Source organism: Nocardia sp. NBC_01499, assembly GCF_045040275.1.
In the GTDB taxonomy this organism is placed as follows: Bacteria; Actinomycetota; Actinomycetes; order Mycobacteriales; family Mycobacteriaceae; genus Nocardia.
The window spans coordinates 6,247,417-6,273,223 of the sequence record NZ_CP109426.1; the positions used below are offsets into that span (position 1 = coordinate 6,247,417).

The window sequence follows — 25,807 nt, forward strand, 5'->3', positions numbered from 1 at the left end:
AACGTCAAAGTAAAGAAAATGAAACGCAATCGACCTAGATTCGGCGCATGACACCCGTGCAACGCTCTTCGTTCGGGCCGACACTGAACCGACGGTCTCTCCTTCGTTACTCCGCGCTGGCCGGCGCCGCACTCGGCGGCACCGGCCTGCTCGCCGCCTGCGGCGACAATGCCAGCGACTCCTCGGGCGGTTCCACCGCGGACGGCTCCAAATTCGGCACCGTCGCGGTGCAGCTGTCCTGGCTGAAAAACATCGAATTCGCCGGTGAGTACTTCGCGGACAGCAAGGGCTATTATAAGGACGCCGGTTTCGGCTCGGTCAATCTCATCGCGGGCGGTGCGGCGAGCACCTCGGTGGAGGCCGGGCTCGACACCGGAAAGATCTGGCTCGGCCTGTCCGCCCCGCAGACCACCGCCAAGGCGGTGCTGGAGGGCCTGCCCGGCAAGATCATCGCAACCACCTATCAGAAGAACCCCTTCGCGATCGTCAGCTCGGCCGCGAAGCCGATCAAGACGCCCGAGGACATGAAGGGCAAGAAGATCGGCGTGCAGGACACCAACCAGCTGATCTTCAAGGCCCTGCTCACCGCCAACGGCCTCAAGCCCAACGATGTCACCATCGTGCCCGCGCAGTTCGATCCGTCCCCGCTGGCCAACGGCGAGGTCGACGGCTGGGTCAGCTACGTGACCAACGAGCCGATCACCTTGACCGCCAAGGGATTCGCCAACACCCACTTCCTGTTCGCCGACTACAACCTGCCGCTGACGGCCGAGACGCTCACCGTCAAGCAGTCGACCATCGACAAGGAGCGGGAGAAACTGAAGGCGTTCCTCGTCGCGGAGATCAAGGGCTGGAAGGACGCGGTGGCCAACCCGGCCGAATCCGCCAGGCTCGCGGTCGAGGTGTACGGCAAGGATCAGAAGCTCGACCTCGACGAGCAGACGAAAGAGGCTACGGCGCAAAACGATCTGATCACCTCCGCGGACGCGACCGCCAACGGGCTACTGACCATGACCGACAAGCTGATCGAGCAGAACATCACCGCGCTGCGTGCCGCCGATCTCGATATCAAGGCGGAGCAGCTGTTCGACCTGTCGGTGCTGCGCGAGGTGTACGCCGAGAACCCGGGACTGAAGACCTAACTGCTCAGTCCGACAACGGTTTTCAACGGCGATCTGGTGTTGTTCAGCGAGTGCCGCCCGGACTGTTCGGTCCTGGCGGCAATCAGCTCGGCGGCGATCGCGACGGCCATCTCGGTGGCGGTGCGTGCGCCGAGATCGAGTCCGGCGGGTGAATGCAGGCGGGCGAGGGTGGCTTCGGTGAAACCACCCGCCCGTAGGTCTTCCATGCGCTGGGTATGCACGGTGCGCGCACCCATGGCGCCGAGGTATCCGAGCTCGGGTAGTCGAAGCGCGACGGTGAGCAGCGGGATCTCGAACTTCGGGTCGTGCGAGGTGACGACAATGCCGGTGCCGCTGTCGATTTCGCCCGCCGAGGACAGCGTGTTCAGGTACCGGTGCGGCCAGTCGACGACCACCTCGGCGCCGGGGAACTTCTCGGGTTTGGCGAAGTTCTCGCGGGAGTCGCAGATGGTGACCCGGTAGCCGAGCAGTTTGGCCTGCACGGTCAGCGCCGCGGCAAAAGAGTTGGCGCCGAAGATGATCAGCCGCGCAGGCGGGGCGAACGACGCGACGAATACATCCGAATCCGGCAGTGCGAGCAGCTCGGTGCCGTGCTTCTTGTCGGTGACCAGGTGCTGGCCGATCAGGTCCGCGTCGGAATTCCACACGACGGTGAACACGGTGATCCGCCGGTGCGCCGCGATCTCCGCGGCGACGAGGGGAAACTCGGGAAAGTCCCTGCGCGAGAACGGTTCGGTGAACACGTCCAGCGTGCCGTCGCCGTCCGAGCCGCCTTCCGCCGCGTTAGCTACGCCGTAACGGTGCAGCGCGCGCCGACCCGTGCGCGCGGCCTGGAGCACGGCCTCGTACGCGATCTCCTCGAGCCCGCCGTCGGTGACCGCGCCGTAGACCCCGCCATCGGGGTCTACCAGCATCGCCGAGCCGATCGGTAAGGACGCGGAGCCCATCGTGCGCACGATGGTGGCCAGGCCTCCGGTGCGCCCGGAATGCCACACTCGCAGTAGGTCATCGACGATGTCCCGCATCAGCTCGCTCCGATCAGCGTGCGGACGAGGCCGGGTAATCACGATCGACGCCCGTCGCCAAATCGTCGCACGTGACGCACACCATATCTGCCCTGCGGGACAAATAGGTGCGCGCGCCTGAATCTCCTACGGCCTCCTGACATATCGAGGTCCAGTGGGTGTGGGCGAGCACGACGGGATGGCCGGGTGTGTTGTGGAACACAGCGCGAGCGAGGCCGCTCGATGAGGCGAACGCGGCTGCGGTGACCCTGGCGACCACATCGGCGCCGACGTCGGGGGTGTCCACCGGCATGATCGCGGCGTAGCGCGCCGGGGTGCGCGCGGCGGCGATCAGCCCGGCCCGGACCGACGCGCTGACCCCGGTGGCCCAGTCCGCCGCCCAGATGTGTTGCACGTCGGCGGGGAGGTCGAGCAGGCTCGGATCGGGGCCGGTGGCGCCGAGCACCACGATCACCGGATCGCACCCGCCCTCGCGCAGCGCGGCCATCGCGCCGCGCAGCCAGGCACCGCCCTCGGCCAGCGCTTTCGGCCGTCCGTAGCGTGTTCCGGCGCCCGCGGCGAGCACGATGCCCGCGCAGCTGGGCGGGGCGGCCGGGCGATCGGGTACAGCCATGGTTACGACGGTAGCCCGGAACCGGTGCGCGCGCGTGCCGGAAGTGTGCTGCTCGTGGACCCGCCCGGCCTCTTTCGTCGCGGCGACACGCCGGGGGTGATCTATCTCTTTCGGGTGGCGTCCGGGCGGGTCGTATTCGATGCTGTTCCGATGACAGACGACGGGGCCGGCCTCGCCGGGTTCGACGCGCTGCCCGACAGCGCGGCGATCGAGGCATTGCTTGGGTGTTGCTCCTCACCCGAATGGGCGCGGGTACTGGTTGCGGGACGTCCGTATGCCAGCGTCGACGCTCTGCTCGATGCCGCCGCTGCCGCGCTGGCCGAGCTATCGGAGTCCGAGATTGATCTTGCGCTGGCCGGGCATCCCCGGATCGGCGAGCGACCGGACACGGCGGCCTCGGCGCGCGAGCAAGCCGGGGTCGCCACCGCCGAGGACGCGGTACGGTCGGCGCTCGCGGACGGAAACCGGGCCTACGAGGCGCGGTTCGGGCACATCTATCTGGTTTGTGCGAGCGGCAGATCGGGCAGCGAGTTGCTCGCGATCCTCGAGGACCGACTCGGCAACGATGCCGAGACCGAAAGGCGGGTCATGCGAACGGAACTGGCGAAGATCAATCGAATCCGGTTGACCGCACTGCTGGCGGACCCGCGATGAGCACCTTGAGCACGCACGTGCTCGACGCGGTGCGCGGCGCGCCTGCGCGGGACGTCGCGGTGACGTTGTATCGCGGTGCCGAACAGTTGGATTCGGGAACGACCGACGCGGACGGCCGGATCGGCGCGCTGGGCGGCGCGCTCGCGGCCGGCACCTATCGCCTGGTGTTCGCCACCGGCGCCTACTTCGCTGGACAACAGGTCGACACGTTCTATCCCGAAGTCTCCGTGGCGTTCGCCGTCACCGAGGAGCGGCACTACCACGTCCCGTTGTTGCTGTCGCCGTTTGCCTTTTCCACCTATCGAGGGAGCTGAGCCGAGCATGGAACTGACCGGGCCGATCGTGCTGTCCGACAACCGTTACGGCAAGGCCGAGAACCGGATCGTCCGGATCTGGCGGCAGCATGCGCGCCACGAGATCCGCGACGTGAACGTATCCACCGTGCTGCGTGGCGATTTCGCCGATGCCTACGTCGCCGGTGATCAGCGCAAGGTGCTACCCACCGACACCCAGAAGCAGACGGCGTACGCCTACGCGAAACAGCCTGGGCTACAAACGATCGAGGACTACGCGCTGGCGCTGGCGGGTCATTTCGTCGATGATGTCGAGCCGGTGACCAGCGCGCGGGTCGAGGTCGATGAGTATGCCTGGCAGCGGGTTTCGGTCGGCGGCCACGAACACGACTACACCTGGGTCCGGCAGGGCCCCGAGGTGCGCACCGCGGCGGTCACCGTGGCAGGCAAGGGCGCCGACCGGCAGGCCTGGGTGATCGGCGGGGTGAAGGACCTGACCATTCTCAAGTCCACCGGCTCGGAATTCGCCGACTTCCTCAGCGACGAATTCACCGTGCTCGCCCCGACGGACGACCGGATGCTGGCGACTTCGCTTGTCGTGGCATGGCGTTTCGCGGCCACCACCGGCGTCGCCTGGGACGAGGTGTACGCCGGTATCCGGGCGCGACTGGTCGAGACATTCGCGACGCAGCATTCGAAGGCGTTGCAGCAGACGCTGTTCGAGATGGGCAAGGCCGCGCTCGAGGCGTACCCGGTGCTCGCCGAGATCCGGCTTGCCGCGCCGAACAAGCACCACTTCGACTACGACCTCGGCCGTTTCGGTATCGAGAACAACGGCGAGGTATACCACGCCGCCGACCGCCCGTACGGCCTGATCCACGCGACCGTGCAGCGGGCCGACGCACCGGAGGCAGGGCCCGCATGGACTCAGTGACGGTCATCGATGGCTGCGCTGTCGCGACCGTCGACGCGGTCGGCACCGAGTACCGCAGCGGCCATGTGGTGTTGCGCGGCAACCGGATCGAGTCCGTCGGCGAGGGCGACGCACCCGCCCTCGACGGCGAGGTCGAGCGCATCGACGGCAGCGGCTGTCTGCTGACACCGGGCCTGGTGAACACCCACCACCACCTCTACCAGTGGATCACCCGGGGTCTCGCCGCGGACAACACGCTGTTCGAGTGGCTCACCACGCTCTATCCGATCTGGGCAGGCATCGACGAGGAAGCGGTGCGGATCGCGGCGACCGGCGGTCTCGCCGCGCTGGCCCGTACCGGCTGCACCACCACGACGGATCATCACTACGTGTTCCCGCGCGAGGGCGGCGACCTGCTCGGCGCCGAGATCGCCGCGGCCGCCGAGGTGGGATTGCGTTTTCACCCGTGTCGAGGGTCGATGGATCTTGGCGCGAGCTCGGGCGGCCTGCCACCCGATCATGTGGTGCAGACGCTGGACGACATCCTGGCCGATAGCGCGGCGGCCATTGCCCGCCACCATGATTCGTCGTTCGACTCGATGCTGCGCATCGCGCTCGCCCCGTGCTCGCCGTTCTCGGTGACGCCCGAACTGCTGCGGGAATCGGCCGTGTTGGCGCGTGAGTCGGGGGTGCGGCTGCACACCCATGTCGCCGAGACGATCGATGAACAAGACTATTGCGCAGAAACATTCGGCTGCACCCCGGCGCAGTACATGGAGCGGCTCGGCTGGGTCGGCCCCGACGTCTGGTGGGCGCACGCGATCCACCTGGACGACTCAGCGATCGAGACGATGGCGAAAACCGGTACCGGAGTGGCACATTGCCCCACTTCGAACGCGCGCATCGGCGCGGGTATCGCCCGCACCGCCGACCTGGTGCGCGCCGGGGTGCCGGTCGGTCTCGGGGTGGACGGCGCGGCGAGCAACGAGTCGAGCTCGATGATCGAGGAACCACGCAACGCGCTGTTCTTCGCGCGCAACAAAGGCGGTCCACGCGCGATGACCGTGCGAACGTCGTTGGCGCTGGCCACGATCGGCGGCGCGCGAGTACTCGGTCGCGCCGCCGAGATCGGCTCGATCGAGCCTGGCAAGCTCGCCGACCTGGCGCTGTGGCGCCTGGACACCCCGGCGCACGCTGGCATCGACGATCCGGTGACCGCGCTCGTACTCGGCTCGGCGCCACCCCTCGCGGCGCTGATCGTGAACGGGCGTGCGGTCGTTCGCGACGGTCGGCTGCGCACCGTCGACGAGGAGACGGTCGGAACGCAGGTGGCCAGGGCACAAACGGCTTTGGTGGCCAAGGCGGGGTGAGGCAACGGCGGGGCTGATCGAAAAGCGCTCTCGGCCACTGTGATCAGCCCTAAGCGGCGAACAACGTCGCGCCGTGTACCAGCGCGGACGCGGATCTCAGTCGATCGTCGGCCGGTTCGCCCGGCGTGTCAGGCTCGGCCGATTCGGCGGGCGCTCGCATGGCGAGCAGGCTCATCACATCGTGCAGGGTGAGGCCGAGTTCCGTCGCGTGCAGGTGCGCGACCTCCTGATCGAGCCCGACCGGGTGCAGGTAGTCGAGCACGATCATCTCGGCGAGCACCATGCCGGTCATCGCCTGATCCCTGGTGAGTCGCCGGTTGGTCGGCAGGTAGGACAGCACCCACTTGCCCCGGTCGTTCTCGGGCAGATCGACCCGGAACGCGGCCTCGTGCGCAACGTCACTTGTGATCAGCCAGTCGGTGGCCGTAATCGCCATCGCGCGACCCCCTTTCGTCCGCCGCGACTTGTCACATTGTTCAGGTGACACCTTTCATGGTGTCAGTTCTGTTCGGCGCGGCGCGATCCCAGCGGACGCGGCGTTTTATCGGGTCGGCCCAATTACTTGACCTGGGAAAACGCTACTGATACCAAGGAATTAATCACAATCAGCGCCTCGATTCTCCGGCTCGGGCACGCATCCGTGCCGGGCATATCGCGCGCGGGAGGGTGGCGGGATGGAGCGATCCGGCCGAACCGAGCGCTGGCGTCCGGGCGGCAATCTCACCGCTGAGCAACGGCGGCGGCTGCGTGATCGGCTGGCCGACTTGGGTTTAACCGAGTTGCAGCTGCTCGAGCCGCTGGCGGCGGAACTGCGCCAGCGCGGCTACCGGCCGCGAGCGGCCTGGCGCTACGCCAACGGACTGACCCAGGCCGCGGTCGCGCAACGCTACAACGAGGTGACCGACAGCGCGCGGGCGGTGATGAAGGCAAGCCGGATCTCCGAATACGAGGCGTGGCCCTTCGCCAGGGACGGCGCGGACCCCGACGACGAGCACGCTCGGCCAAGCGGTGCCAGGCCGACCATTCGGGTGCTGAAAAACCTTGCCGCCATTTACGGTACGGCCTGGGACCAGCTGGTCGACGTCGCGGATCTGGCGTACATGCCGCACACCGAGCGGATGGAATATCACGAGGCGGTGGCAAGGCGATCTCTCGGCCGCCAGCCCGTGCGGGCCGGTCGCGACCTCCCTGCGGAGGTGCCGCACTTCACCGGCCGCGAAGGCCCGAAAGCGCAACTGCGCGAACGGGTTACCGCGCATCTGGACAGCGCGACGGTGGCCGTGCACGTCATCGTCGGGCTGACCGGTATCGGCAAGACCGCGCTGGCCAGGTACGCGGTCGCGGTGTTCGGCAAGCACTATCCCGACGGCACCCTCTGGATCGACCTGCACGGCTACACACTCGGACGCGAGCCGCGCGAACCGGTCGAGGTGCTCGAGCAACTACTGCTGCAGATCGGGGTGGCCCGCGAGACGATCGACACCGACCTGGCCGGGCGGGCCGACCGCTGGCGCACCGCGACCCGCCAGCGCCGGATGCTGATCGTGTTCGACAACGCGCTCGACAGCGCCCAGGTGAAACACCTACTGCCGCAAGCGCCGGGCTGCTTCGTGCTGATCACCAGCCGGAGCAAGCTCACCGGGCTGGCCGAAGCGTCGCCGCTGCGGCTGGACGTGATGGAGTGGGCCGAGGCCGAGGAACTGCTCGTCAAGCTCGGCAATCTGCGGCCCGGCTACGACCGGAACGCGGTGCGCCAGATCCTGCAGACCGCCGGGCGGCTGCCCTTGGCCATCAGGCTGATCGGCGGTCAGATCGCGCATCACGGCGAGGCGATGCTCGCCGACAGCGCGGCCGATATCGCGCAGCTGACCGAACAGATCAGGCGCGCGCCCGCGGACCAAACGAACGGTTCGGCGGCCGAACACCTGCTCGATCGGTTCGCGGCCGAGGACGAATCGCTGCGGGCCGCGTTCGAGATGTCGTATCAGCGATTGCCGGATGCCGGGCAGCAGCGCGCCGTTCGGCTGCTCGGCTGGTTTCCTGGGCCGGAGATCACCGCCGAGGCGATGGCGACCATGGCCTCGGTGCCGCTACGCGACGGAAAGACGTTGGTGCGCAGGCTGTTCGAGGCAGGCTTTCTCGATCCGTCACCGGGCGGGCCCGGTGGACCGCGCTATCGGATGCACGACCTGACCCGGTTGTGTGCGCGCCTGCACGCCGAGCGGGAGGACTCACCGGTGGAGTACGCGGCGGTGATCGACCGCCTCATCGACGACAGCCTTGCCGTGGCTCGTCGCGCCAGCGCACACCAGCTGTTCGATCCCGCTGGCAGCGAACACCTTTCGAATCCATCCGCCGATGCCGCGTGGGCAAGGGCCTGGTTGACCAGGGAACGTGAGATGCTGGTCGGCTGCCTGCGGGACGCCGAACCCACTGCGGCCGCAGCGGAATTGGCGACCCGGCTGGCCTCGCACCTGTCCGGAACCGGTCACTGGTCGCTCGCATTGCGCCTGTACGCAAGGGCATTGGAGATCGCCACGAAGATCGGCGACCGGCACGCACAAGCCTGGGCGCTGGTCGGCAAGGGGCGGGTCGATCGACTGATCGGGCAGCACGAGCAGGCGTGCACCGGTTTTCGGGTGGCGCGCAAGATGGCCGTCGAGTTGGGCGACCGGCAGTGCCACGCGGCCGTGCTGTGCGAGCTCGGGCAGACGGCACGGGTCACCGGCGACCATCAGGCGGCGCGGCGCTACTTCAGCGAAGCGCTCGGCATCGCGCGCGATATCGACGATCGGCCGACCGAATGCGATGCCCTGGACGGGCTCGCGCACGTCGAGCGCGCCTCCTCGTCCTATCGCGCCGCCTGGAATTGCTCGGCGCAGGCGCTGGCCATCGCGGAGGACATCGACGATCCGGTGCGGGTCGCCACCGCGCAGTGGGGATTCGCGGAGGTGATCCGGCGGCTCGGCGATCCCGAGGGCGCCGAGCGCCGGTACGCCGAGGCGCTCGACATCGCGAGGGGCTTGAATCATCAGAAGCTGGAGGGTGACGCGCTGCGCGGGCTCGGGCACATCGAACGGCTGGTCGGCGATCACAGTACGGCGCGCCGCTATTTCGCCGACGCGCTCGCGATCGCCCGTCGCATTCACGACCGCTACGGCGAGGGCTGGACGCTGTGGGGGCTCGGCAATCTCGCGCGCAAGGCCGGCGATCATGCCGAGGCGCTCGGCATGTTCCAGCTGGCCTACGGCATCGCGGTCGAGATCAACGACCCGCTCGGGCAGGTCGACGCGCTGCGCGGATTAGGCCATATCGACCGGCAGTTCGGCCGATTCGACGACGCGCGAAGGTATTACACCGAGTCGATGGCGGTGGCGCAGCGAATCTGCGACCCGCTGGGGCAGGCGGACGCGTTGCGCAGCCTGGCGGGCGTCGAGACGGCGACGGGCGCCGCGGCGCAGGCCGATGCGCTGCTCACGCAGGCACTCGCGCTCTACGACGGCATCGGGTTGCAGCTCGCGGCCCAGGTGCGTGCGGAACTGCGCACGCGCGGCCGGTGAGCGGGTTCACCCGCAGCGACGTGCCGCTAGCAGCGCGAGAGTGTCTGTGCAGGCACGCATTTCGCTGATCAGCACGTGGTGCTCGGTGCCGGGTGTGCCGCCGCGAGGTCCGAACAGACAGCATTCGATGCCCGCCCGGCTCAGGTGGGTGGTGTCGTTGCCGCAATAGGAGTAGGGCAGCGCGAGTCCGGTCTCCTCGACCTGGAAATCGGAGACCCTCGGCAGCAATTCGGCGATGTCGCCGACGATCGCGCAATCGGCGGGCATGTCCATCGGCGGCATATCGGTGCCACCGACCCGGAACTGCGGATCGACGGGATGCTCCAAGCTGATCCGCGCCTGCGGGAAGGCGTCGCGAGCCTGGTCCAATAGCGTGTCGATGGCCTTGCTGACGTGGTGCGGCTCGTAGGGCGGTGGATAGCGCAGATCGATGAGTGCGGTGGCCTTGTCCGAGCAGTAGCTCACCCCGGAGAGATCATGTTCCTCGCCGCGTCCCGCGATCAGGCTCGCCACCTGAAGCCTTGGTAGCGGCGGGAATTCGGGATTGTGCAGGCCGAGATCGGCGGTGTCGAGCAGGTCGAGCACCCGGCGCAGGATCGCGACCGCGTCGACGCCTTCGTGGTGCCTGCTGGTGTGCGCGGTGGCGCCGCGCACGACGATGGCGAACTTGTGCACCCCGGCGGTACGGGTGATCACCCGGCGCACCGAATACGGTTCGGGGACAACGGCGGCGTCCGCGGTGAGGCCGCTGCGCAGCGCGTGCCTGGTGCCGACCCCGCCTTGCAGCTCGCCGACGACGAACTCGAGCAGTAGCGGCCGATGCAGCGCGATACCACTGCGGCGCACCGCGATCGCCGCGCCGAGGATGGCCGCGAGACCGCCCTTCATGTTGTGCAGGCCCGCGCCGTAGAGCCGGTCGCCCTCGTGCCGGGCGGTGAACGGCTCGCCGGGATGATCGAGGCCGAGCGGATCCATGTCGAGGTGGCCGTTCAGCAGCAGCGCCGGGGTGCCGCGCTCCGGGCCGAGCCGCGCGATCGTCTGTAGTCGACCGGGCTGTACCTCTTGGTGGTAGGCGTGAATGTCGTTGCGGGCAAGGGTGTTGCGGACATGAAAGGCGAGCTGCGTCTCCTGTCCGGTGAACGAGGGTATCGCGGTGAGCCCGGCAGCCAGCTGCACCAGCTCGTCGTCGGGCAGCAGCCGGGGCAACTGGTCGGCGAAGGTTGTTGTGGAACTATTCACGCTCTCTGAATCCGATCAGCAGGACATCGCGTAACCCGGCGCCCTCGGCGGGATCGGTCACCGTGATTGTGGTCGTGTAGTGCAGTACCCGCTCGTCGTCGAACACGTAGGAGTCGAGTGGGTTTTCCAGGACGAAGCTGCGCAGCTCACGGTCCGGATGGTAGCGATCGTAGAGGGCGGAGATGCCACCGGTGATGTTGGTCCGCTGGATCAGGTGCGCGGAGCCCGCGATGAGGCCGTCGCGGTGCTTGCCCTCCGGTGCGGGGTGGCCCGGCGCGATGAGCCGCATGTAGTGGGCGTCGACCAGGCAGTGCGGGGTGGTGTCCGCCGACAGCACCCCGTTGGTCATGAGCAGGCGGGCGACGGCGGTGGCGATGTGCCTGGTCGGCTCGGTCACCGGGTGGTCAGGCGCGATCAGCTTGAAGGTGCGTTCGATATCGCCCGCCACCGGGTTGATCTGCTTGGACTGCAGGTAGGGGGGTGGCTGGCCGATGGCGGTGAGTGCGGCGGGCCCGTGCTCGGCCAGGCGCGCCGTCGCCAGGTCGAAGCACTGGTAGGCCCGGCGCCGGTACTGCTCACCGCCGGGCAGCCAGCGGTCCAGTTCGGTGTGATCCCGGAAGGTGCGACGCAGGACATGCAGGTCGCGGTCGGAAAGGGGGAAGTCGTCCGCCGTCATCATCCAGGAGGACGGTTCGTCCTCGGAGCGGGGCTCGAGCAACTCGTGGCCGGCAGTCGCCGCCCGCTGGTTGGCGTTTATCGGTGGCCCTTCCGCGTCAGGACATGGCCGCCTGCGGCAGGGCCGTCGGTGGCACATATCAGTAAGGGATGGCCCGCGCATGCGTGGGAAATGTCACACAGAGCGGGCCGCGATGGACATTAATCCGGCCGACGCCGGGTTGTCGAGTGTGTGACGTGCTCGACAACTCGTGTCGAGACCGTGCCGCGTACCGGGTGGTCGGCGTGTTGCGCCACGCGGGCGATCGCGCTCCGTTGTCGCGCTGCTTTCGTGACGGGTTGCGTGGCGGAAGCAGAAATAGACCGGCAGGTATTGAATTGGCATTGTTCCTGTTCAGAGGCCATGCGGGATACTGGAATGGTGCCGCCTCTGACCGTATGGAGTCGGCAGGAACGGACGTCGAGTGTCGCGGGGCGCGCGGGCGATCCGAGGGAGCGGACTAGGCCGGTCGGACGCCGGCCAGGTAACGGCCGCGCAATCTGGCGCGGGACTTGTGCAACATTGCGGCAATTCCCCGCTCCTAGGGTGGCCGCTACGGCGCTTGCGAGCGTGCACGCGCAGGCAGTGGAGTGAGGTGAAGACGTGGACCTGGACACGATCCGAGAGGTGCTGGTGGCGCGGGAACGGGCCGACCTCGGCGCGATCGGTGGCTCGTGCGCGGTGCTCGCGGGCGGGACCTTCCTCTTCTCCGAGCCGCAGAACCAGCTGGAACGGCTGGTCGACATCACCGCGCTCGGCTGGCCCGCGTTCACCGTGGTGCCGGACGGGCTGGAGATCGCGGCCACCTGCACGCTGGCCGAATTCGCCGGTGCGGTGCCCGGTCGTGAGCTCGGTGCGCCGGTGCTGCGCGAAGAGTGGCCTGGAACACGGTTGTTCGCGCAGGGGTGCCGGGCATTGCTTGCCTCACACAAGATCTGGCGCACCGCGACGATCGGCGGCAACATCTGTTTGTCTCTGCCAGCGGGTGCGGTGCTCGCGGCGTTGACCGCGCTCGACGGTGTCGCGCTGGTGTGGGGGACCGACGGCGTAGATCGTCGGATTCCGTTGCGGGAGTTCGTGCTCGGAGCCGGCCGCAATGTGTTGCGGCCAGGTGAGGTGGTGCGCTCGATCACCGTGCCGACCTCGAGCCTGTTGGCGCGCACCAGTTTCCGGAAGGTCGCACTCGCGCCACTCGGCCGTTCCGGATCGGTGGTGATGGGGCGGCGTGCGCCGGACGGCCGGTGCGCGGTCACCATTACCGCCGCCACCGCGAGGCCCGTGGTGCTGGATTTCGCTGTGGCGCCGAGTGATACCGAGATCGATGCCGTGCTCGCCGGGATAGATCCGTCGCTGTGGTTCGACGACCCGCACGGCGCACCGGACTGGCGTCGGCACGTCTCGGGCGTACTCGCTCGCGAGGTGGCCGCCGAGCTACGTGCCCCGGATCGGACGCTGTCATGAGATTCGAAGTCGACGGCAGGCCCGTCGAGGCCGAACCGCGCCCCGGCCAATGCCTGCGCACCCTGCTCCGCGAGCAAGGCACTTTGTCGGTCAAAAAGGGCTGCGACGCAGGAGATTGCGGCGCATGTTCGGTGCAGGTCGACGGAATGCCCGTGCACTCCTGCCTCATTCCGGCCTACCGTGCCGCCGATCGCACGATCACCACGGCGGCGGGGCTCGGTACCGCCGACGAGCCGCACCCGGTGCAGCGCCGATTCGTCGAGAACGCCGCCTTCCAATGCGGGTTCTGTACCGCGGGAATGGTCGTGACCGCGGCGGGCCTCGGCTGCGGTACCTCCGCGCATGGAACAGCTGCCGCACCATGCGGCGACGCTGCCAACGGCGTGGATCTGCCGGGCGAGGCGTCGAGCGCCGCCGCTGACCATTCCGACGCTGAGTGGGCCGAACTGATGAAGGGAAACCTGTGCCGCTGCACGGGTTATCGATCGATCGCCGAGGCACTGGCCGGTGGGCGTGCCGACGCCGCCGCTCAGGACGGTGCGCAAGCGGGGGCCGCGTCGGCCGGAACATGTTCAGGCAGTGGCGGATCGGGTTCAGTGGTCGCCGGACGAGCAGGCAGCGGCGTCGGTGCGCCCGCCGGGCCGCGGATCGTGCGCGGCATGGAGCCGTTCACCTTCGATGTCCGACCGGGCGCGGAACGAACGAATCCGATCGCCCCGATGCCCGCGAGTTCGACTGGGGAGCCGGAGATTTCGCCGCCCACCGCACCGCTGCACATCGCGGTGCTACCGAGTCCACATGCGCACGCGCGCATCGTATCCATCGATACGACAGCTGCCGAGGCACTGCCAGGAGTGCACGCGGTGCTCACCTACGCGGATGCGCCCGAGGTGGCGTTTTCGACAGCGCGGCACGAATTGCGGGCCGACGATCCGGACGACACCTACGTGCTCGATCGGACGATGCGTTTCGTCGGGCAGCGGGTCGCGGCAGTGGTCGCGGAGAGTTCGGCGGCCGCGCGAGCGGGCTGCCGCGCGCTGCGGGTCGAGTACGAGGTGCTGCCCGCCGTCTTCGATCCGGCCGAGGCGTTGGCGCCGGAAGCACCGAAACTGCATGGGGAGAAGCCGGATTCGGCGCGGATCCTCGATGTCGAGCGCAATCTGGTCGCCGAGGTGCACGGCGAGATCGGCGACGTGGCGTCCGGTTTGTCCGCGGCGGCGAAAGTGGTGCGCGGCGTGTGGCATTCGCCACGCGGACAGCACGTGCATCTGGAAACCCACGGCGGCATCGGATGGCTCGACGCGGACGGCAGACTGGTCATTCGATGCAGCACCCAGGTGCCGTTCCTGGTGCGCGACGAGCTGTGCCAGGTGTTCGGGCTGCGACGTGAGCAGGTGCGGGTGTTCGCCACTCGCGTCGGCGGCGGGTTCGGCGCCAAGCAGGAGATGCTGGCCGAGGATCTGATCGCGTTGGCGGTGCTGCGCACCGGGCGGCCGGTGCAGTACGAATTCACCAGGTCCGACGAATTCGCCTCCGCCACTTGCCGTCATCCGATGCGCGTCGCCGTGACCGCCGGTGCCGACGCGGACGGCGTGCTGACCGCCCTGGTGATCGACGTGCTCGCCGACGCGGGCGCGTACGGCAATCACAGCGTCGGCGTGATGTTCCACGGTGTCGGTGAATCGGTCGGCGTCTACCGCTGCGCCAACAAGCGGGTCGACGCGCAAGCGGTGTACACCAACAACATTCCCTCCGGCGCCTTCCGCGGCTACGGACTCGGGCAGGTCATCTTCGGCATCGAGTCCGCGCTGGACGATCTCGCGCGCGAGCTCGGCATCGACCCGTTCGAATTCCGGCGCCGCAATGTGGTGGTGCCCGGCGACGAGTTCGTCGGGGCCGAGGTGGACGAGAGCGACTTGAGCTTCGGCAGTTACGGCCTCGACCAGTGCATCGACCTGGCCGAACGGGCGCTGGTGCGGGGCAACGGGATACCGGCCCCCGGCCCGGAATGGCGGGTCGGTACGGGCATGGCGGTGGCGATGATCGCGACCATCCCGCCGCGCGGGCACGCGGCGGATGCCACGGTCACCCTGCTGCCCGACGGTCGCTACGAACTCCGGGTCGGCACCGCGGAATTCGGCAACGGCACCACCACCGTGCACGCCCAGCTCGCGGCGACCGCACTGGAGACCGACGCGGCCCGCATCGTGGTCCGGCAATCCGACACCGACCTGATCGGGCACGACACGGGCGCGTTCGGCTCCACCGGAATCGTGGTGGCGGGCAAGGCAACCTACGCGGCGGCGCTCGAATTGCGCAGGCTGCTGCTGGCCAGGGCGGCGAAGCTGGCCGGACTGCCCGAGCGCGACTGTGTGCTGGAATCCGACGGAGTCCGTTGCGGCGACCAGGTATTCGGTGTCGCGGAATTGCTGGCCGACGGCGACCTGACCGCGCACGGCGAACACTCGGGCACCCCGCGATCGGTCAGCTTCAACGTGCACGCCTTCCGCGTTGCCGTCCACCTGGACACCGGCTCGCTGCGTATCCTCCAGTCGATCCAGGCCGCCGACGCCGGGACCGTGCTCAACCCGGTGCAGTGCCGAGGGCAGGTGGAGGGTGGTGTCGCGCAGGCCATCGGCACGGCGCTGTATGAGGACATGCGCAGCGAACTCGGCGTCGTCACCACGCAGTCGCTGCGGCACTATCACATTCCGCAGTTCGCCGACGTGCCGCGCACCGAGGTGTACTTCGCCGACACCGCCGACGAATTCGGCCCGCTCGGCGCCAAGTCGATGAGTGAATCCCCGTACAACCCGGTCGCCCCAGCGCTGGCGAACGCGATACGGGATGCTGTCGGGGTGCGGCCGGATCGGCTGCCGATGACCGCCGACCGAATCTGGCGGGCCATGCAGGAAGGAGACCAGCGGTGACACGGTTGCCGGAGACTGTCCGGGCGAGGATCGACGCCATGCTCGATACCGTTGACGCGGAATTGCGCACGCGCTACCCGGGGCCGAACGGGCGAGCACAGCCGATTCATACCGCGTATGTGCCTGCCGACCGCATTGTCGAGGACACGCCGCAGGTCTGGGGCGCCGCGGCGATCGAGCTGCTCGATCGCCACTACGACCTGCTCGCCGAGCTGGATTCCACCGACTCGCTGCCGGATGTGCGCAAGCGGTTGTCGCAGGACCCGATTCAGGACCTGCGCATCGACTTCGAGGACGGCTATGGGTTCCGCGCCGACTCCGAAGAGGACGCGGCGGCGACCGCGGCGGGTGCCGTGCTGGCCACCTGGGCGTACACGCCGTACCGCCCGCAGAGCTACGGCATCCGGACGAAGGGTCTTGCGGTCGGCGAGCGAAACCGCACCCTGCGCACACTCGAATTGGTGTTGGCCGCGATGGTCGACGTGCCCGACGGATTCGTCTTCACCGTCCCGAAAATCCGTGCGGCGGAGCAGATTCCACCGTTGGTCGCGCTGTGCGAAGGGCTGGAGGGCGGCTACGGCCTTGCCGCGGGCACGCTGCGCTTCGAGCTGCAGATCGAGAGCCCGCAGGCGATCATCGCCGCCGACGGCACCGCGCCGATCGCGCGGATGATCGGGCTGGCCGACGGACGCTGCAGCGCATTGCATTTCGGCACCTACGACTACACCGCCGCGTGCGGTGTCGCCGCGCCGGACCAGGCCCTCGATCACCCCGCCGCGGATTACGCGAAGGCGGTCATGCAGGTCGCCGCGGCACAGACCGGCGTATGGGTGTGCGACGGCTCCACACAGGTCGTGCCCGACACCGAACCGGAAGGGCCGCTGCGCAATCACCACCGACTGGTCAGCCGGTCCCTGCAGCGGGGCTACTACCAGGGCTGGGATATGCACCCGGGCCACCTGATCACCCGCTGGCTGGCGACCTACGACTTCTTCCGGCAGGCGATCGACGTGGCCGTGCCGCGACTGCAGGCCTATCTCGACCGTCGATCGGGCGGCGTCATGGACGAGCCCGCCACCGCGGAAGCCTTGGCGGCCACCGTGTTACGCGGCGTGGAGTGCGGCGCGCGCACCACCGAAGACCTCGCCGCCCGAGCGCCCGAACTGTCACCGGCCGTATTGCGCGCGCTGGTTACGCGTTCGCCGATTCCCCAGGAGGTGCGGTCGTGACGACCCCCGAAGAGTTCACCCTGCTGCCCGACCTTGCCGTTCGCCCGCTCGGCGGCTCGGTGATCTGGGCCGACGACGAATTCTTCGCGGAGAAGGAGAATTTGATCAACCCGGGCCCGGCCGAGTATCAGCCCTCGACCTTCGGGCACAAGGGCCAGGTCTATGACGGCTGGGAAACCCGCAGGCATCGCGGCCGCCCCGGCGACGACTCCGTCATCGTTCGGCTCGGCGTGCCTGGCGTGATCCGCGGCATCGTGGTCGATACCGCCTGGTTCAAGGGCAACTACCCGCCGGCGGTCTCGCTGGCCGCGCTGGAGGTCACGGACTATCCGACCGCGGAAAGCATTGCCGCACGCGATGATTGGGAGACCCTGGTCGATCGCGCACCGGTCACCGGTGACAGCCGTAACCCGTTCGCCGTCGCGAGCGAACGGCGGTGGACCCACGTAAAACTCACCATGCATCCCGATGGGGGAGTAGCTCGGCTTCGGGTGCACGGCGAGGGCAGCCCCGATCCGCGCCTGCTCGGCCTCGGACCGCTCGACCTGGCCGCGCTGGAAAACGGTGCGCTGGTGCTGGATTGCTCCAATCGCTTCTACAGCTCACCGAATCAGCTGCTGTATCCCGGGCTGGCCCGCCGGATGGGCGATGGCTGGGAGACCGCCCGCCGCCGCGACGACGGCAACGACTGGGTCCGCGTCCGCCTGGCCGGACCCGGCCTGATCCGGCTCGCCGAGATCGATACCTCGTACTTCCTCGGTAACAGCCCGGGCGCGGCCCGGCTCACCGGTCGCACCAACGACGGCACGGAGCTCGAATTGCTGCCGCGCACCGAGCTTTTGCCCGACACCAGGCACCAGTTCGCGATCGCGCCGATGGCGGCCTCGGTCGAGGAGGTCCGCTTGGATATCTACCCCGACGGCGGCCTCGCCCGGCTGCGCCTCTACGGAGAACTCGGCGGATGAGCGAGTCCATTCGAGAATTCATCGGCTACGGCCGGACGCCGCCCGACCCGCAGTGGCCGGGCGGCGCGCGGATCGCCGTGCAATTCGTGCTGAACTACGAGGAGGGTGGCGAGAACAACGTCCTCGACGGCGACGAGCACTCGGAGACCTTCCTCTCGGAAATGACTCCGGCGCAAGCCTTTCCGAACCGGCACATGAGCATGGAGTCGCTCTACGAATACGGTTCGCGCGCCGGGCTGTGGCGCGTCCTTCGCGCCTTCGAACGTCGCGGCCTGCCGCTGACCATCTTCGCCGTCGCGCACGCCATGCAACGAAACCCCGAGGCGGTGGCCGCTTTTCGCGAACTCGGTCACGAGATCGCCAGCCACGGTCTGCGCTGGAAGTCCTACCAGCTGACCGACCGCGACACCGAGCGCGCGGATATGGCCGAGGCGGTGCGCATCCTCACCGAACTCACCGGCGCCGCGCCGCTTGGCTGGTACACCGGACGCGACTCCCCGAACACCCGCGAGCTGGTGGTCGAGCACGGCGGCTTCGTCTACGACTCCGACTCCTACGCCGACGACCTGCCCTACTGGGTCACCGTGCGCGGCCACGACCACCTGGTGGTGCCCTACACCCTGGACACCAACGACATGCGGTTTGCCTCGGCCGCGGGTTTCCCCTCCGGCGAGCAGTTCTTCGCCCACCTGCGCGACGCCTTCGACGTGCTGTATCGCGAAGGCACGGAGGGCAACCCGAAGATGCTGTCGATCGGCCTGCACTGCCGCATCGTCGGCCGTCCGGCCAGAATCGCGGCGCTGGAACGTTTCCTGGACCATGTCCAGTCCCACGACCAGGTGTGGATCACCCGCCGCATCGATATCGCCGAACATTGGCGCAGGGTCCATCCGGCGAGGGGCTGATCGACCCCGGTTCGGAGACAACACAATTCGGGGCATGCAACGCGAGGATTCGCCGGTTATCTTCGGCCGTCTACCCGATGCATGAGGAGTGTTGAATGTTCGCAGTACGTGGATTCGTCGTCGCCGCCCTGATCGGCGGCGCAACCCTGGTCGGTGGCGGCGCGGCGATGGCCGCCGCTCCGCTGCCGCTCGAGCCGAGCACTGCGGCACCGGCGGATTCGATCGCCAACAACTGCGCGGGCGTCATCCACCCCATCGGCCAACTGGTCTGCACCATCAGCAGCCTGTCCGGCTAGTCGCGACGCGCGGCCGGTCACGAGGACCGGCCGCGCACGCTCGCGGGATCAGCCGAACAGGCCACGCACGAAGGGCACCGAGTCCGGCAGCGACGCGTTGACCGTCCCGCTGTGATCCTCGGCGTAGGTATGCAGCTGGACCGGCTGCCCGTTCGCCTGCAGCACCGCCGCGAACCGCAGCGTCTCCGGGGTGATGACGTCGGTGTCGCGCAGCCCCTGGCCCATGAATATCGGCTTGTCGTAGCCGGATTCGGGCAGGCCGAGGTAGCGGGTGAGCAGTCCGTGCAGGTCGGGGATCTGCGCCAGCGGCTTGCTGAACAGGTTGCCGACCACGACGCCGTTCGCGGCGAGCTCGTCGCCGAGCGGAACGAGGCAGGCCTCGCGCGCCTCGGCCAGCCACGAGCGGCCCGCGTCGGTGAGGAACGACTCGATATTCAGCTCCGGGTACGTGGTGCGCAGCCCGTTGAGGATGTAGAGCAGATAACCCGTGGTGTGCGGACTGAGTTTCATCGGCGGCATGTTCGGGCCGAGCGGGGTCAGGATGTCTTCGATATAGGCCGGTACGCCGGTGCCGACCGCGCCGCGGTAGTCGAGTCCGGGACCGCCGAATTCGGTGGCGTAGCGCGCCGTATAGACGGCAGCGCCGCCACCCTGCGACTGGCCGACCACCACCCATTTCTTGGCGAGTGACGAATACTGCTCGGTCGCCGCCCGCACCGCGTCGACGACATTGTGCGCCTCGACGATGCCATTGAGATAGGGATGTTCACCCGGCGTGCCGAGCCCGGCGTAATCGGCGGCCACGATCGCATAACCCTGCTGTAGCCAGGTGCCGAGGTAGGCCCAGTCCCGGTCGACCGCGCCGGGCCCGGCGATGCTGTACGCGCAGTCGTCGCCGAGGCCGACGGTGCCGTGCGCCCAGGCGATGACCGGCCAGCCGCCCGGCGGCGGCGCACCCGGCGGGAAGTAGACCGCCGCGCTCGCGGTGGTCGGCACGTCGTTGGCCGTGGTCGAGCTGTACAGAATGCGGGACGAATTCACCGAGCCCGGCGGCGTCGCGACCGGGGCAAGCGGCGCGACCGATTCGATCGTGCCTGCGGGCGCGGCCGTCGCGGCGGGCAGCTGCAGCAGGCCGGCGGTGCAGGCGAGGGTGAACGCCGCGGCGATGACCGATTTCCGCATGGGATCTCCTGTTCGGGTGCGCAGGGCTCGTGGCAAGCCGGACGCATGTCCAAGTTCGGATTTCGACCCAGTGTGCCCGATGCGGTGCGCGCCGCCCACGCGCGGGTGGCGTAGGCCACACGGGCGGCACCTGCCCGGACTTGTGAACGTCCTCACAACCCGGAATGGATGGCCGACTTGGTGGCCGATGTCGAGCTGATCTCAAACAGTACGGGCGTTACGCTAAAACCGCACGTCAGGGCTACCAGCCGGTAGGTTCCATCTTTGCAATTTGCCCGCAAATTTCGCAGAGTTAGCAAACGGGGATCGAAACCTAGCTTAGATTCACATTAGCAACAGGTAGACGGCTATTTCGCATTGTGCAATCGTGTGGAAGTACACCCCATGGGCCTAGCAAGCCTGCAAATTGCCGCTCCAGCAGTTCGAGTTGTTTCAGTGCTCGGCCGTGGGGCAATCGACTTAAAACGAGGAAGTGGAGTCAGAGATGTCGAACGCCGGCACCCCGAAGACCGCTGCGGAAATCCAGCAGGACTGGGACACCAACCCCCGCTGGAAGGGCGTCACCCGTAACTACACCGCCGAGCAGGTGTCGAAGCTCCAGGGCACCGTCGTCGAAGAGGCCACTCTTGCTCGCCGCGGTTCGGAGATCCTCTGGGATCTCGTGAACAACGAGGACTACATCAACTCCCTCGGCGCCCTCACCGGCAACCAGGCGGTCCAGCAGGTCCGCGCCGGTCTGAAGGCCATCTACCTGTCCGGTTGGCAGGTCGCCGGTGACGCGAACCTGTCCGGCCACACCTACCCGGACCAGAGCCTCTACCCGGCCAACTCGGTCCCGGCCGTCGTGCGTCGCATCAACAACGCGCTGCTTCGCGCCGACGAGATCGCCAAGGTCGAAGGCGACGACACCGTCAAGAACTGGCTCGCCCCGATCGTCGCCGACGCCGAGGCCGGCTTCGGTGGCGCGCTGAACGCCTACGAGCTGCAGAAGGCCATGATCCAGGCCGGCGCCGCCGGCGTGCACTGGGAAGACCAGCTCGCCTCGGAGAAGAAGTGCGGCCACCTCGGTGGCAAGGTGCTGATCCCGACCCAGCAGCACATCCGCACGCTGACCTCCGCGCGTCTCGCCTCCGACGTCGCCGACGTGCCGTCGGTGATCATCGCCCGCACCGACGCCGAGGCCGCCACGCTGATCACCTCGGACGTGGACGAGCGCGACCGTGAGTTCCTGGACGGCACCCGCACCGCCGAGGGCTTCTTCGGTGTGAAGAACGGCATCGAGCCCTGCATCGCGCGTGCCAAGGCCTACGCGCCCTACGCCGATCTCATCTGGATGGAGACCGGCGTGCCGGACCTCGAGGTCGCGCGCAAGTTCGCCGAGTCGGTCCGCAGCGAGTTCCCCGACCAGCTGCTCGCCTACAACTGCTCGCCTTCCTTCAACTGGAAGGCCCACCTCGACGACGCGACCATCGCGAAGTTCCAGCGTGAGCTCGGCGCGATGGGCTTCAAGTTCCAGTTCATCACCCTGGCCGGCTTCCACTCGCTCAACTACGGCATGTTCGACCTGGCCTACGGCTACGCCCGCGAGGGCATGACCGCCTTCGTCGACCTGCAGGAGCGCGAGTTCAAGGCCGCCACCGAGCGTGGCTTCACCGCCATCAAGCACCAGCGTGAGGTCGGTGCCGGTTACTTCGACACCATCGCCACCACCGTTGACCCGAACACCTCCACCGCGGCGCTGAAGGGCTCCACCGAAGAGGGCCAGTTCCACTGAGCCGACCAGGGAGTTGATTGAGGTGGCCACCGCGTCGACCACAATCCACCACCCACGCGCGCGTTTTTACGAGCGCCGTAGTAAGGCAGAGCCCTTCCCGCTGAACAGCCCCAGCGGGGAGGGCGTCCCTATACCTTGATCAATCGAAGGGCCGCTCACACCAGAGCACACCCCTTCCAGCCACCGACTAGCCAGACCAACAGCAGGAGCGGGACGTGAGCAGCGAGAAGATTCAACGCGTCGGTGTCATCGGCGCCGGACAGATGGGTGCCGGAATCGCGGAGGTGTGTGCGAGGGCGCACGTCGACGTGCTCGTCTTCGAACAGACCAGGGAATTGGCCGCTGCGGGCCGCTCGCGCATCCTTCGTTCGCTCGACCGCGGCGTGAGCAGCGGCAAGATCACCGAGCGTGAGCGCGAACAGGCCGCGTGGCGACTGCGATTCACCTCCGATCTCGATGACTTCGCCGACCGCCAGCTGGTGGTCGAGGCGGTGCTCGAGGACGAGAAGGTGAAGACCGCCATCTTCGCCGCGCTGGACAAGGTCGTCACCGATCCGGCGGCCGTGCTCGCCTCCAACACCTCCTCGATCCCGATCATGAAGATCGCGGTCGCCACCACCCAGCCCGAGCGCGTTGTCGGCATGCACTTCTTCAACCCGGTGCCGGTGCTGCCGCTGGTCGAGCTGGTCACCACGCTGAAGACCAGCGAGTCGGTGTCCAAGCGCGCCGAGGCGTTCGCCGGTGAGGTGCTCGACAAGCAGGTCGTCCGCTCGGCCGACCGCTCCGGTTTCGTGGTCAACGCGCTGCTGGTGCCGTACCTGCTCTCGGCCATTCGGATGGTCGAGTCCGGCTTCGCCACCAAGGACGACGTCGACAAGGCGATGGTGCTCGGCTGCGCGCACCCGATGGGTCCGCTGGCGCTGACCGACCTGGTCGGCCTCGACACCGTCAAGTCGATCGCCGACTCGATGTACCAGGAATTCAAGGAGCCGCTGTACTCCGCTCCGCCGCTGCTCATGCGTATGGTCGAAGCTGGGTTGCTCGGCAAGAAGACCGGCGCCGGTTTCTACCAGTACAACCGGGCCTGAGCTCGTTTCGATTCAACCCAGGCGCAAGAGCGTGCGGCGTCCATTGTTCCTCGTGGGCGCCGCACAGCCATCGAAGGGAGCAGCGCGCTCATGGTGAACGTGACCGACGGCTACGGGTCGAGCATCCTCGGCTATCCGCGGATCGGGCCGCATCGAGAACTCAAGCGGGCACTCGAGGCCTATTGGCGCGGTGCGATTCCCCGCGACGAATTGCTCGCGGTGGGCCGTGACATTCAGGAACGGCAGTTCAACGAACTCGCCGCCACCGGGTTGACCCAGGTCCCCGGCAATACCTTCTCGTTCTACGACCACGTGCTCGACAACGCGTTGCTGTTCGGCGCGGTGCCGAAGCGGTTCGAGCCGTATCGGGCCGAGCTCGACCCGCTCGACTTCTATTTCCTGATGGCGCGCGGCAATCCGGATGTGCCGCCGCTTGAATTGGTCCGGTTCTTCGGCACCAACTATCACTACCGGCAGCCGGAATTGGATGCCGACACCGAATTCTCGCTGCATCCCGATGCGCTCCTCGACGAATTCGACCGGGCCAAGGAGCGCGGCATCGAGCTTCGCCCGGTGGTGCTCGGCCCGCTGTCGCTGCTTTTGCTCTCCAAGGCGGGGCAAATCCCAGGTCAGGACGAGTTCGACACGCTGAAGCTGCTCGACAAACTGCTCCCGGCGTACGAGCAGCTATTCGAGATCCTCGCCAAGCGCGGCTCGACCTGCGTGCAGCTGGACGAGCCAGCGTTCACCAGCGAGCGCACGCCCGCCGAGCTGGCCGCGTTCGAGGCTGCCTACCAACGACTTTCGAAGGCGCCGCTGCGGCCGAGGATGCTCGTCACCGGGCAGTACGGCGATTTCGGTGAGGCGCTGCGGATCCTGGCGGCCAGCAATGTGGAGGCGATCGGCCTCGACCTGTCCAGCTACCGCATCGCCCCGGAGGACCTCGCAGAGATCCCCGGCATTCGCCGTAAGCGCTTGTACGCCGGTGTGATCAGCGGTCAGAACGTCTGGCGGGCCGACCGGCACGTCACGCTGGAGTACCTGAACCGGCTCGCGCAGGTGTGCCCGGACCTGGTCGTCTCGACCGGGACAACGCTGCTGCACGTGCCGTACGACCTGCTCATCGAGTACGACATCCTCGGTAATGTCGCCGACCGGCTCGCCTTCGCGAAACAGAAGGTCGGCGAGGTGGTTTCGCTGGCCAAGGCGCTCACCGACGGTCCGTCCGACAGCTGGCGCAAGCGGCCGACGGAGGTGCACTTCAAGCAGAAGCACGCTGTGCGGCAACGGGTTTACGCCGTCACGCCGGACATGCGTACGCGCGAACCCTACGAGGTGCGCCGGGTGGCCCAGCAGGCCAAGCTGAATCTGCCGCCGGTGCCGGCGACCACGCTCGGTTCCTTCCCGCAGACCAACAAGATTCGGCAGGCGCGCTACGAGCTCGGCCAGGGGCGGCTGTCCTTCGACGACTACAAGAAGCGGATCGAAGCCGAGATCGAGGCGACCATCCGGCTGCAGGAGGACATCGGCCTCGACGTGCTCGTGCACGGCGAGCACGAGCGCAACGACATGATCCAGTACTTCGCCGAGCTGCTCGACGGCTTCGCGACAACGCACTTCGGTTGGGTGCAGGTGTACGGATCACGGTGCGTGCGACCGCCGATCATCTACGGCGACGTGTCCAGGCCGGCGCCGATGTCGGTGGAGTGGATCAGCTACGCCCAGTCGTTGACCGACAAGCCGGTCAAGGGCATGGTCACCGGGCCGGTCACCATGCTCGCCCGCTCGTTCGTCCGGCAGGATCTGCCGCTGCACGAGACCGCCGACCAGGTGGCTCTCGCCATCCGGGACGAGCTGGCCGACCTGGAGAAGGCGGGCATCTCGATCATCCAGGTGGACGAGCCCGCGCTGCGGGAGATGCTGCCGCTGCGGCCCGAGGGCAGGGCGGAGTACCTGCGCTGGGCGGTCGGCGCGTTCCGGCTCGCCACCTCGGGGGTCAGTCCGGAAACCCAGATCCACACGCACATCGGGTATTCCGGCCGCGCCGAGGTGGTCGAGGCGATCGAGGAACTCGACTGCGACGTCACCGCGATCGTGGCGACCCGCTCGATCGAGTGGGTGGTCAAGGCGCTCAAGGCGGACAGCGGCACCGATCACGGGCTGAGCCACGGCGTCGGTCCCGGCGTGTACGAAAGCCGCTCGGCGCGCATCCCCGACATCGATGAGATGGACGAATTGCTCACCGCCGCAGCCGAAGCCATCACCCCGGAACGACTATGGGCGAATCCGGACGGTGGGTTGAAGACGCGGCACTACTGGCAGCTGGAGCCGTCGTTGCGCAATATGGTCGCGGCGGCGCGCCGGGTGCGCAGGCGCGCGCTCGACGGCGAGTAGGCGAACTACGTTGGCCGCCCCCTGTTTTCGCAGGGGGCGGTTTTCGTTCCGGCCACGGC

At 67.9% G+C, this 25,807-nt stretch carries 21 protein-coding genes; 15 read left to right on the forward strand and 6 right to left on the reverse strand.

Translation table 11 applies throughout. From position 1 onward, the window contains the following. Positions 1-47: 47 nt before the first annotated feature. Entirely contained in the window at positions 48-1,142 is a 1,095-nt protein-coding gene (locus tag OG203_RS28560; RefSeq protein ID WP_405160346.1) for an ABC transporter substrate-binding protein, read from the forward strand. Here OG203_RS28560 and OG203_RS28565 read toward each other — a convergent pair. Both OG203_RS28565 and OG203_RS28570 read right to left on the reverse strand, forming a co-directional pair. Then, positions 1,139-2,167, reverse strand: a complete 1,029-nt coding sequence (locus tag OG203_RS28565) for an XdhC family protein (RefSeq protein ID WP_405160347.1) — start codon at positions 2,165-2,167, stop codon at positions 1,139-1,141. The genes OG203_RS28560 and OG203_RS28565 overlap by 4 nt on opposite strands. A gap of 13 nt (positions 2,168-2,180) precedes the next feature. Then, positions 2,181-2,780: an NTP transferase domain-containing protein gene (locus tag OG203_RS28570; protein ID WP_405160348.1), complete on the reverse strand. Its 600-nt coding sequence runs from the start codon at positions 2,778-2,780 to the stop codon at positions 2,181-2,183. Between the two features lie 150 nt (positions 2,781-2,930). Here OG203_RS28570 and uraD point away from each other — a divergent pair, with 150 nt between their 5' ends. The 4 genes from uraD to OG203_RS28590 are packed head-to-tail and all read left to right on the forward strand — an operon-like array spanning position 2,931 to position 6,010. After that, positions 2,931-3,434: a 2-oxo-4-hydroxy-4-carboxy-5-ureidoimidazoline decarboxylase gene (gene uraD, locus OG203_RS28575; RefSeq protein WP_405160349.1), complete on the forward strand. Its 504-nt coding sequence runs from the start codon at positions 2,931-2,933 to the stop codon at positions 3,432-3,434. Next, positions 3,431-3,748 carry a hydroxyisourate hydrolase gene (gene uraH, locus OG203_RS28580; RefSeq protein ID WP_405160350.1) on the forward strand — a complete coding sequence of 106 codons (318 nt, stop codon included), beginning with the start codon at positions 3,431-3,433 and terminating at the stop codon, positions 3,746-3,748. The genes uraD and uraH overlap by 4 nt, the downstream gene beginning before the upstream one ends. Positions 3,749-3,755: 7 nt before the next feature. Continuing rightward, positions 3,756-4,661 (forward strand): factor-independent urate hydroxylase, encoded by a 906-nt coding sequence (pucL, locus tag OG203_RS28585; protein ID WP_405160351.1) that lies wholly within the window; start codon positions 3,756-3,758, stop codon positions 4,659-4,661. Further along, positions 4,649-6,010: an 8-oxoguanine deaminase gene (locus tag OG203_RS28590; RefSeq protein WP_405160352.1), complete on the forward strand. Its 1,362-nt coding sequence runs from the start codon at positions 4,649-4,651 to the stop codon at positions 6,008-6,010. The genes pucL and OG203_RS28590 overlap by 13 nt, the downstream gene beginning before the upstream one ends. 49 nt (positions 6,011-6,059) lie before the next feature. Here the strand turns inward: OG203_RS28590 and OG203_RS28595 are convergent, their stop codons facing one another. Next, on the reverse strand, positions 6,060-6,446 hold the full coding sequence (locus tag OG203_RS28595; RefSeq protein ID WP_405160353.1) for a hypothetical protein: 387 nt from the start codon (positions 6,444-6,446) through the stop codon (positions 6,060-6,062). A 238-nt stretch (positions 6,447-6,684) separates the two neighbouring features. Here OG203_RS28595 and OG203_RS28600 point away from each other — a divergent pair, with 238 nt between their 5' ends. Further along, entirely contained in the window at positions 6,685-9,570 is a 2,886-nt protein-coding gene (locus OG203_RS28600) for a tetratricopeptide repeat protein (protein WP_405160354.1), read from the forward strand. A 6-nt stretch (positions 9,571-9,576) separates the two neighbouring features. On the opposite strand, the gene OG203_RS28605 is transcribed toward OG203_RS28600, so the two are convergent. Then, complete coding sequence (locus OG203_RS28605; RefSeq protein WP_405160355.1) at positions 9,577-10,809, reverse strand: M20 family metallopeptidase; 1,233 nt, start codon at positions 10,807-10,809, stop codon at positions 9,577-9,579. Continuing rightward, positions 10,802-11,488 carry a 2OG-Fe dioxygenase family protein gene (locus tag OG203_RS28610; protein WP_405160356.1) on the reverse strand — a complete coding sequence of 229 codons (687 nt, stop codon included), beginning with the start codon at positions 11,486-11,488 and terminating at the stop codon, positions 10,802-10,804. Before OG203_RS28610 ends, OG203_RS28605 begins: the two co-directional genes overlap by 8 nt. Positions 11,489-12,127: 639 nt before the next feature. Here OG203_RS28610 and OG203_RS28615 point away from each other — a divergent pair. The 6 genes from OG203_RS28615 (at position 12,128) to OG203_RS28640 (ending at position 19,310) form a co-directional block, all read left to right on the forward strand. After that, positions 12,128-12,985, forward strand: coding sequence for an FAD binding domain-containing protein (locus OG203_RS28615; RefSeq protein WP_405160357.1), 858 nt, complete (start codon positions 12,128-12,130; stop codon positions 12,983-12,985). Continuing rightward, on the forward strand, positions 12,982-15,915 hold the full coding sequence (locus OG203_RS28620; RefSeq protein ID WP_405160358.1) for a molybdopterin-dependent oxidoreductase: 2,934 nt from the start codon (positions 12,982-12,984) through the stop codon (positions 15,913-15,915). The genes OG203_RS28615 and OG203_RS28620 overlap by 4 nt, the downstream gene beginning before the upstream one ends. A gap of 38 nt (positions 15,916-15,953) precedes the next feature. Beyond that, positions 15,954-17,144, forward strand: coding sequence for a DUF6986 family protein (locus tag OG203_RS28625; protein ID WP_405160359.1), 1,191 nt, complete (start codon positions 15,954-15,956; stop codon positions 17,142-17,144). Continuing rightward, a complete protein-coding gene (alc, locus tag OG203_RS28630; protein WP_405160360.1) occupies positions 17,141-18,109 on the forward strand; it encodes an allantoicase in 969 nt (322 codons plus the stop codon). Before OG203_RS28625 ends, alc begins: the two co-directional genes overlap by 4 nt. Beyond that, positions 18,106-19,014, forward strand: coding sequence for an allantoinase PuuE (gene puuE, locus OG203_RS28635; protein WP_405160361.1), 909 nt, complete (start codon positions 18,106-18,108; stop codon positions 19,012-19,014). The genes alc and puuE overlap by 4 nt, the downstream gene beginning before the upstream one ends. Before the next feature lie 95 nt (positions 19,015-19,109). Next, positions 19,110-19,310: a hypothetical protein gene (locus OG203_RS28640; RefSeq protein ID WP_405160362.1), complete on the forward strand. Its 201-nt coding sequence runs from the start codon at positions 19,110-19,112 to the stop codon at positions 19,308-19,310. A 48-nt stretch (positions 19,311-19,358) separates the two neighbouring features. On the opposite strand, the gene OG203_RS28645 is transcribed toward OG203_RS28640, so the two are convergent. Beyond that, complete coding sequence (locus tag OG203_RS28645) at positions 19,359-20,492, reverse strand: lipase family protein (RefSeq protein WP_405160363.1); 1,134 nt, start codon at positions 20,490-20,492, stop codon at positions 19,359-19,361. A 484-nt stretch (positions 20,493-20,976) separates the two neighbouring features. Here OG203_RS28645 and aceA point away from each other — a divergent pair, with 484 nt between their 5' ends. The 3 genes from aceA (at position 20,977) to metE (ending at position 25,748) form a co-directional block, all read left to right on the forward strand. After that, the gene (gene aceA / locus OG203_RS28650; RefSeq protein WP_405160364.1) at positions 20,977-22,266 is read left to right on the forward strand and encodes an isocitrate lyase; all 1,290 of its coding nucleotides are present in this window, start codon (positions 20,977-20,979) and stop codon (positions 22,264-22,266) included. A gap of 215 nt (positions 22,267-22,481) precedes the next feature. Further along, a complete protein-coding gene (locus OG203_RS28655) occupies positions 22,482-23,354 on the forward strand; it encodes a 3-hydroxybutyryl-CoA dehydrogenase (RefSeq protein WP_405160365.1) in 873 nt (290 codons plus the stop codon). A 90-nt stretch (positions 23,355-23,444) separates the two neighbouring features. After that, positions 23,445-25,748 carry a 5-methyltetrahydropteroyltriglutamate--homocysteine S-methyltransferase gene (metE, locus tag OG203_RS28660; protein WP_405160366.1) on the forward strand — a complete coding sequence of 768 codons (2,304 nt, stop codon included), beginning with the start codon at positions 23,445-23,447 and terminating at the stop codon, positions 25,746-25,748. Positions 25,749-25,807: the final 59 nt, after the last annotated feature.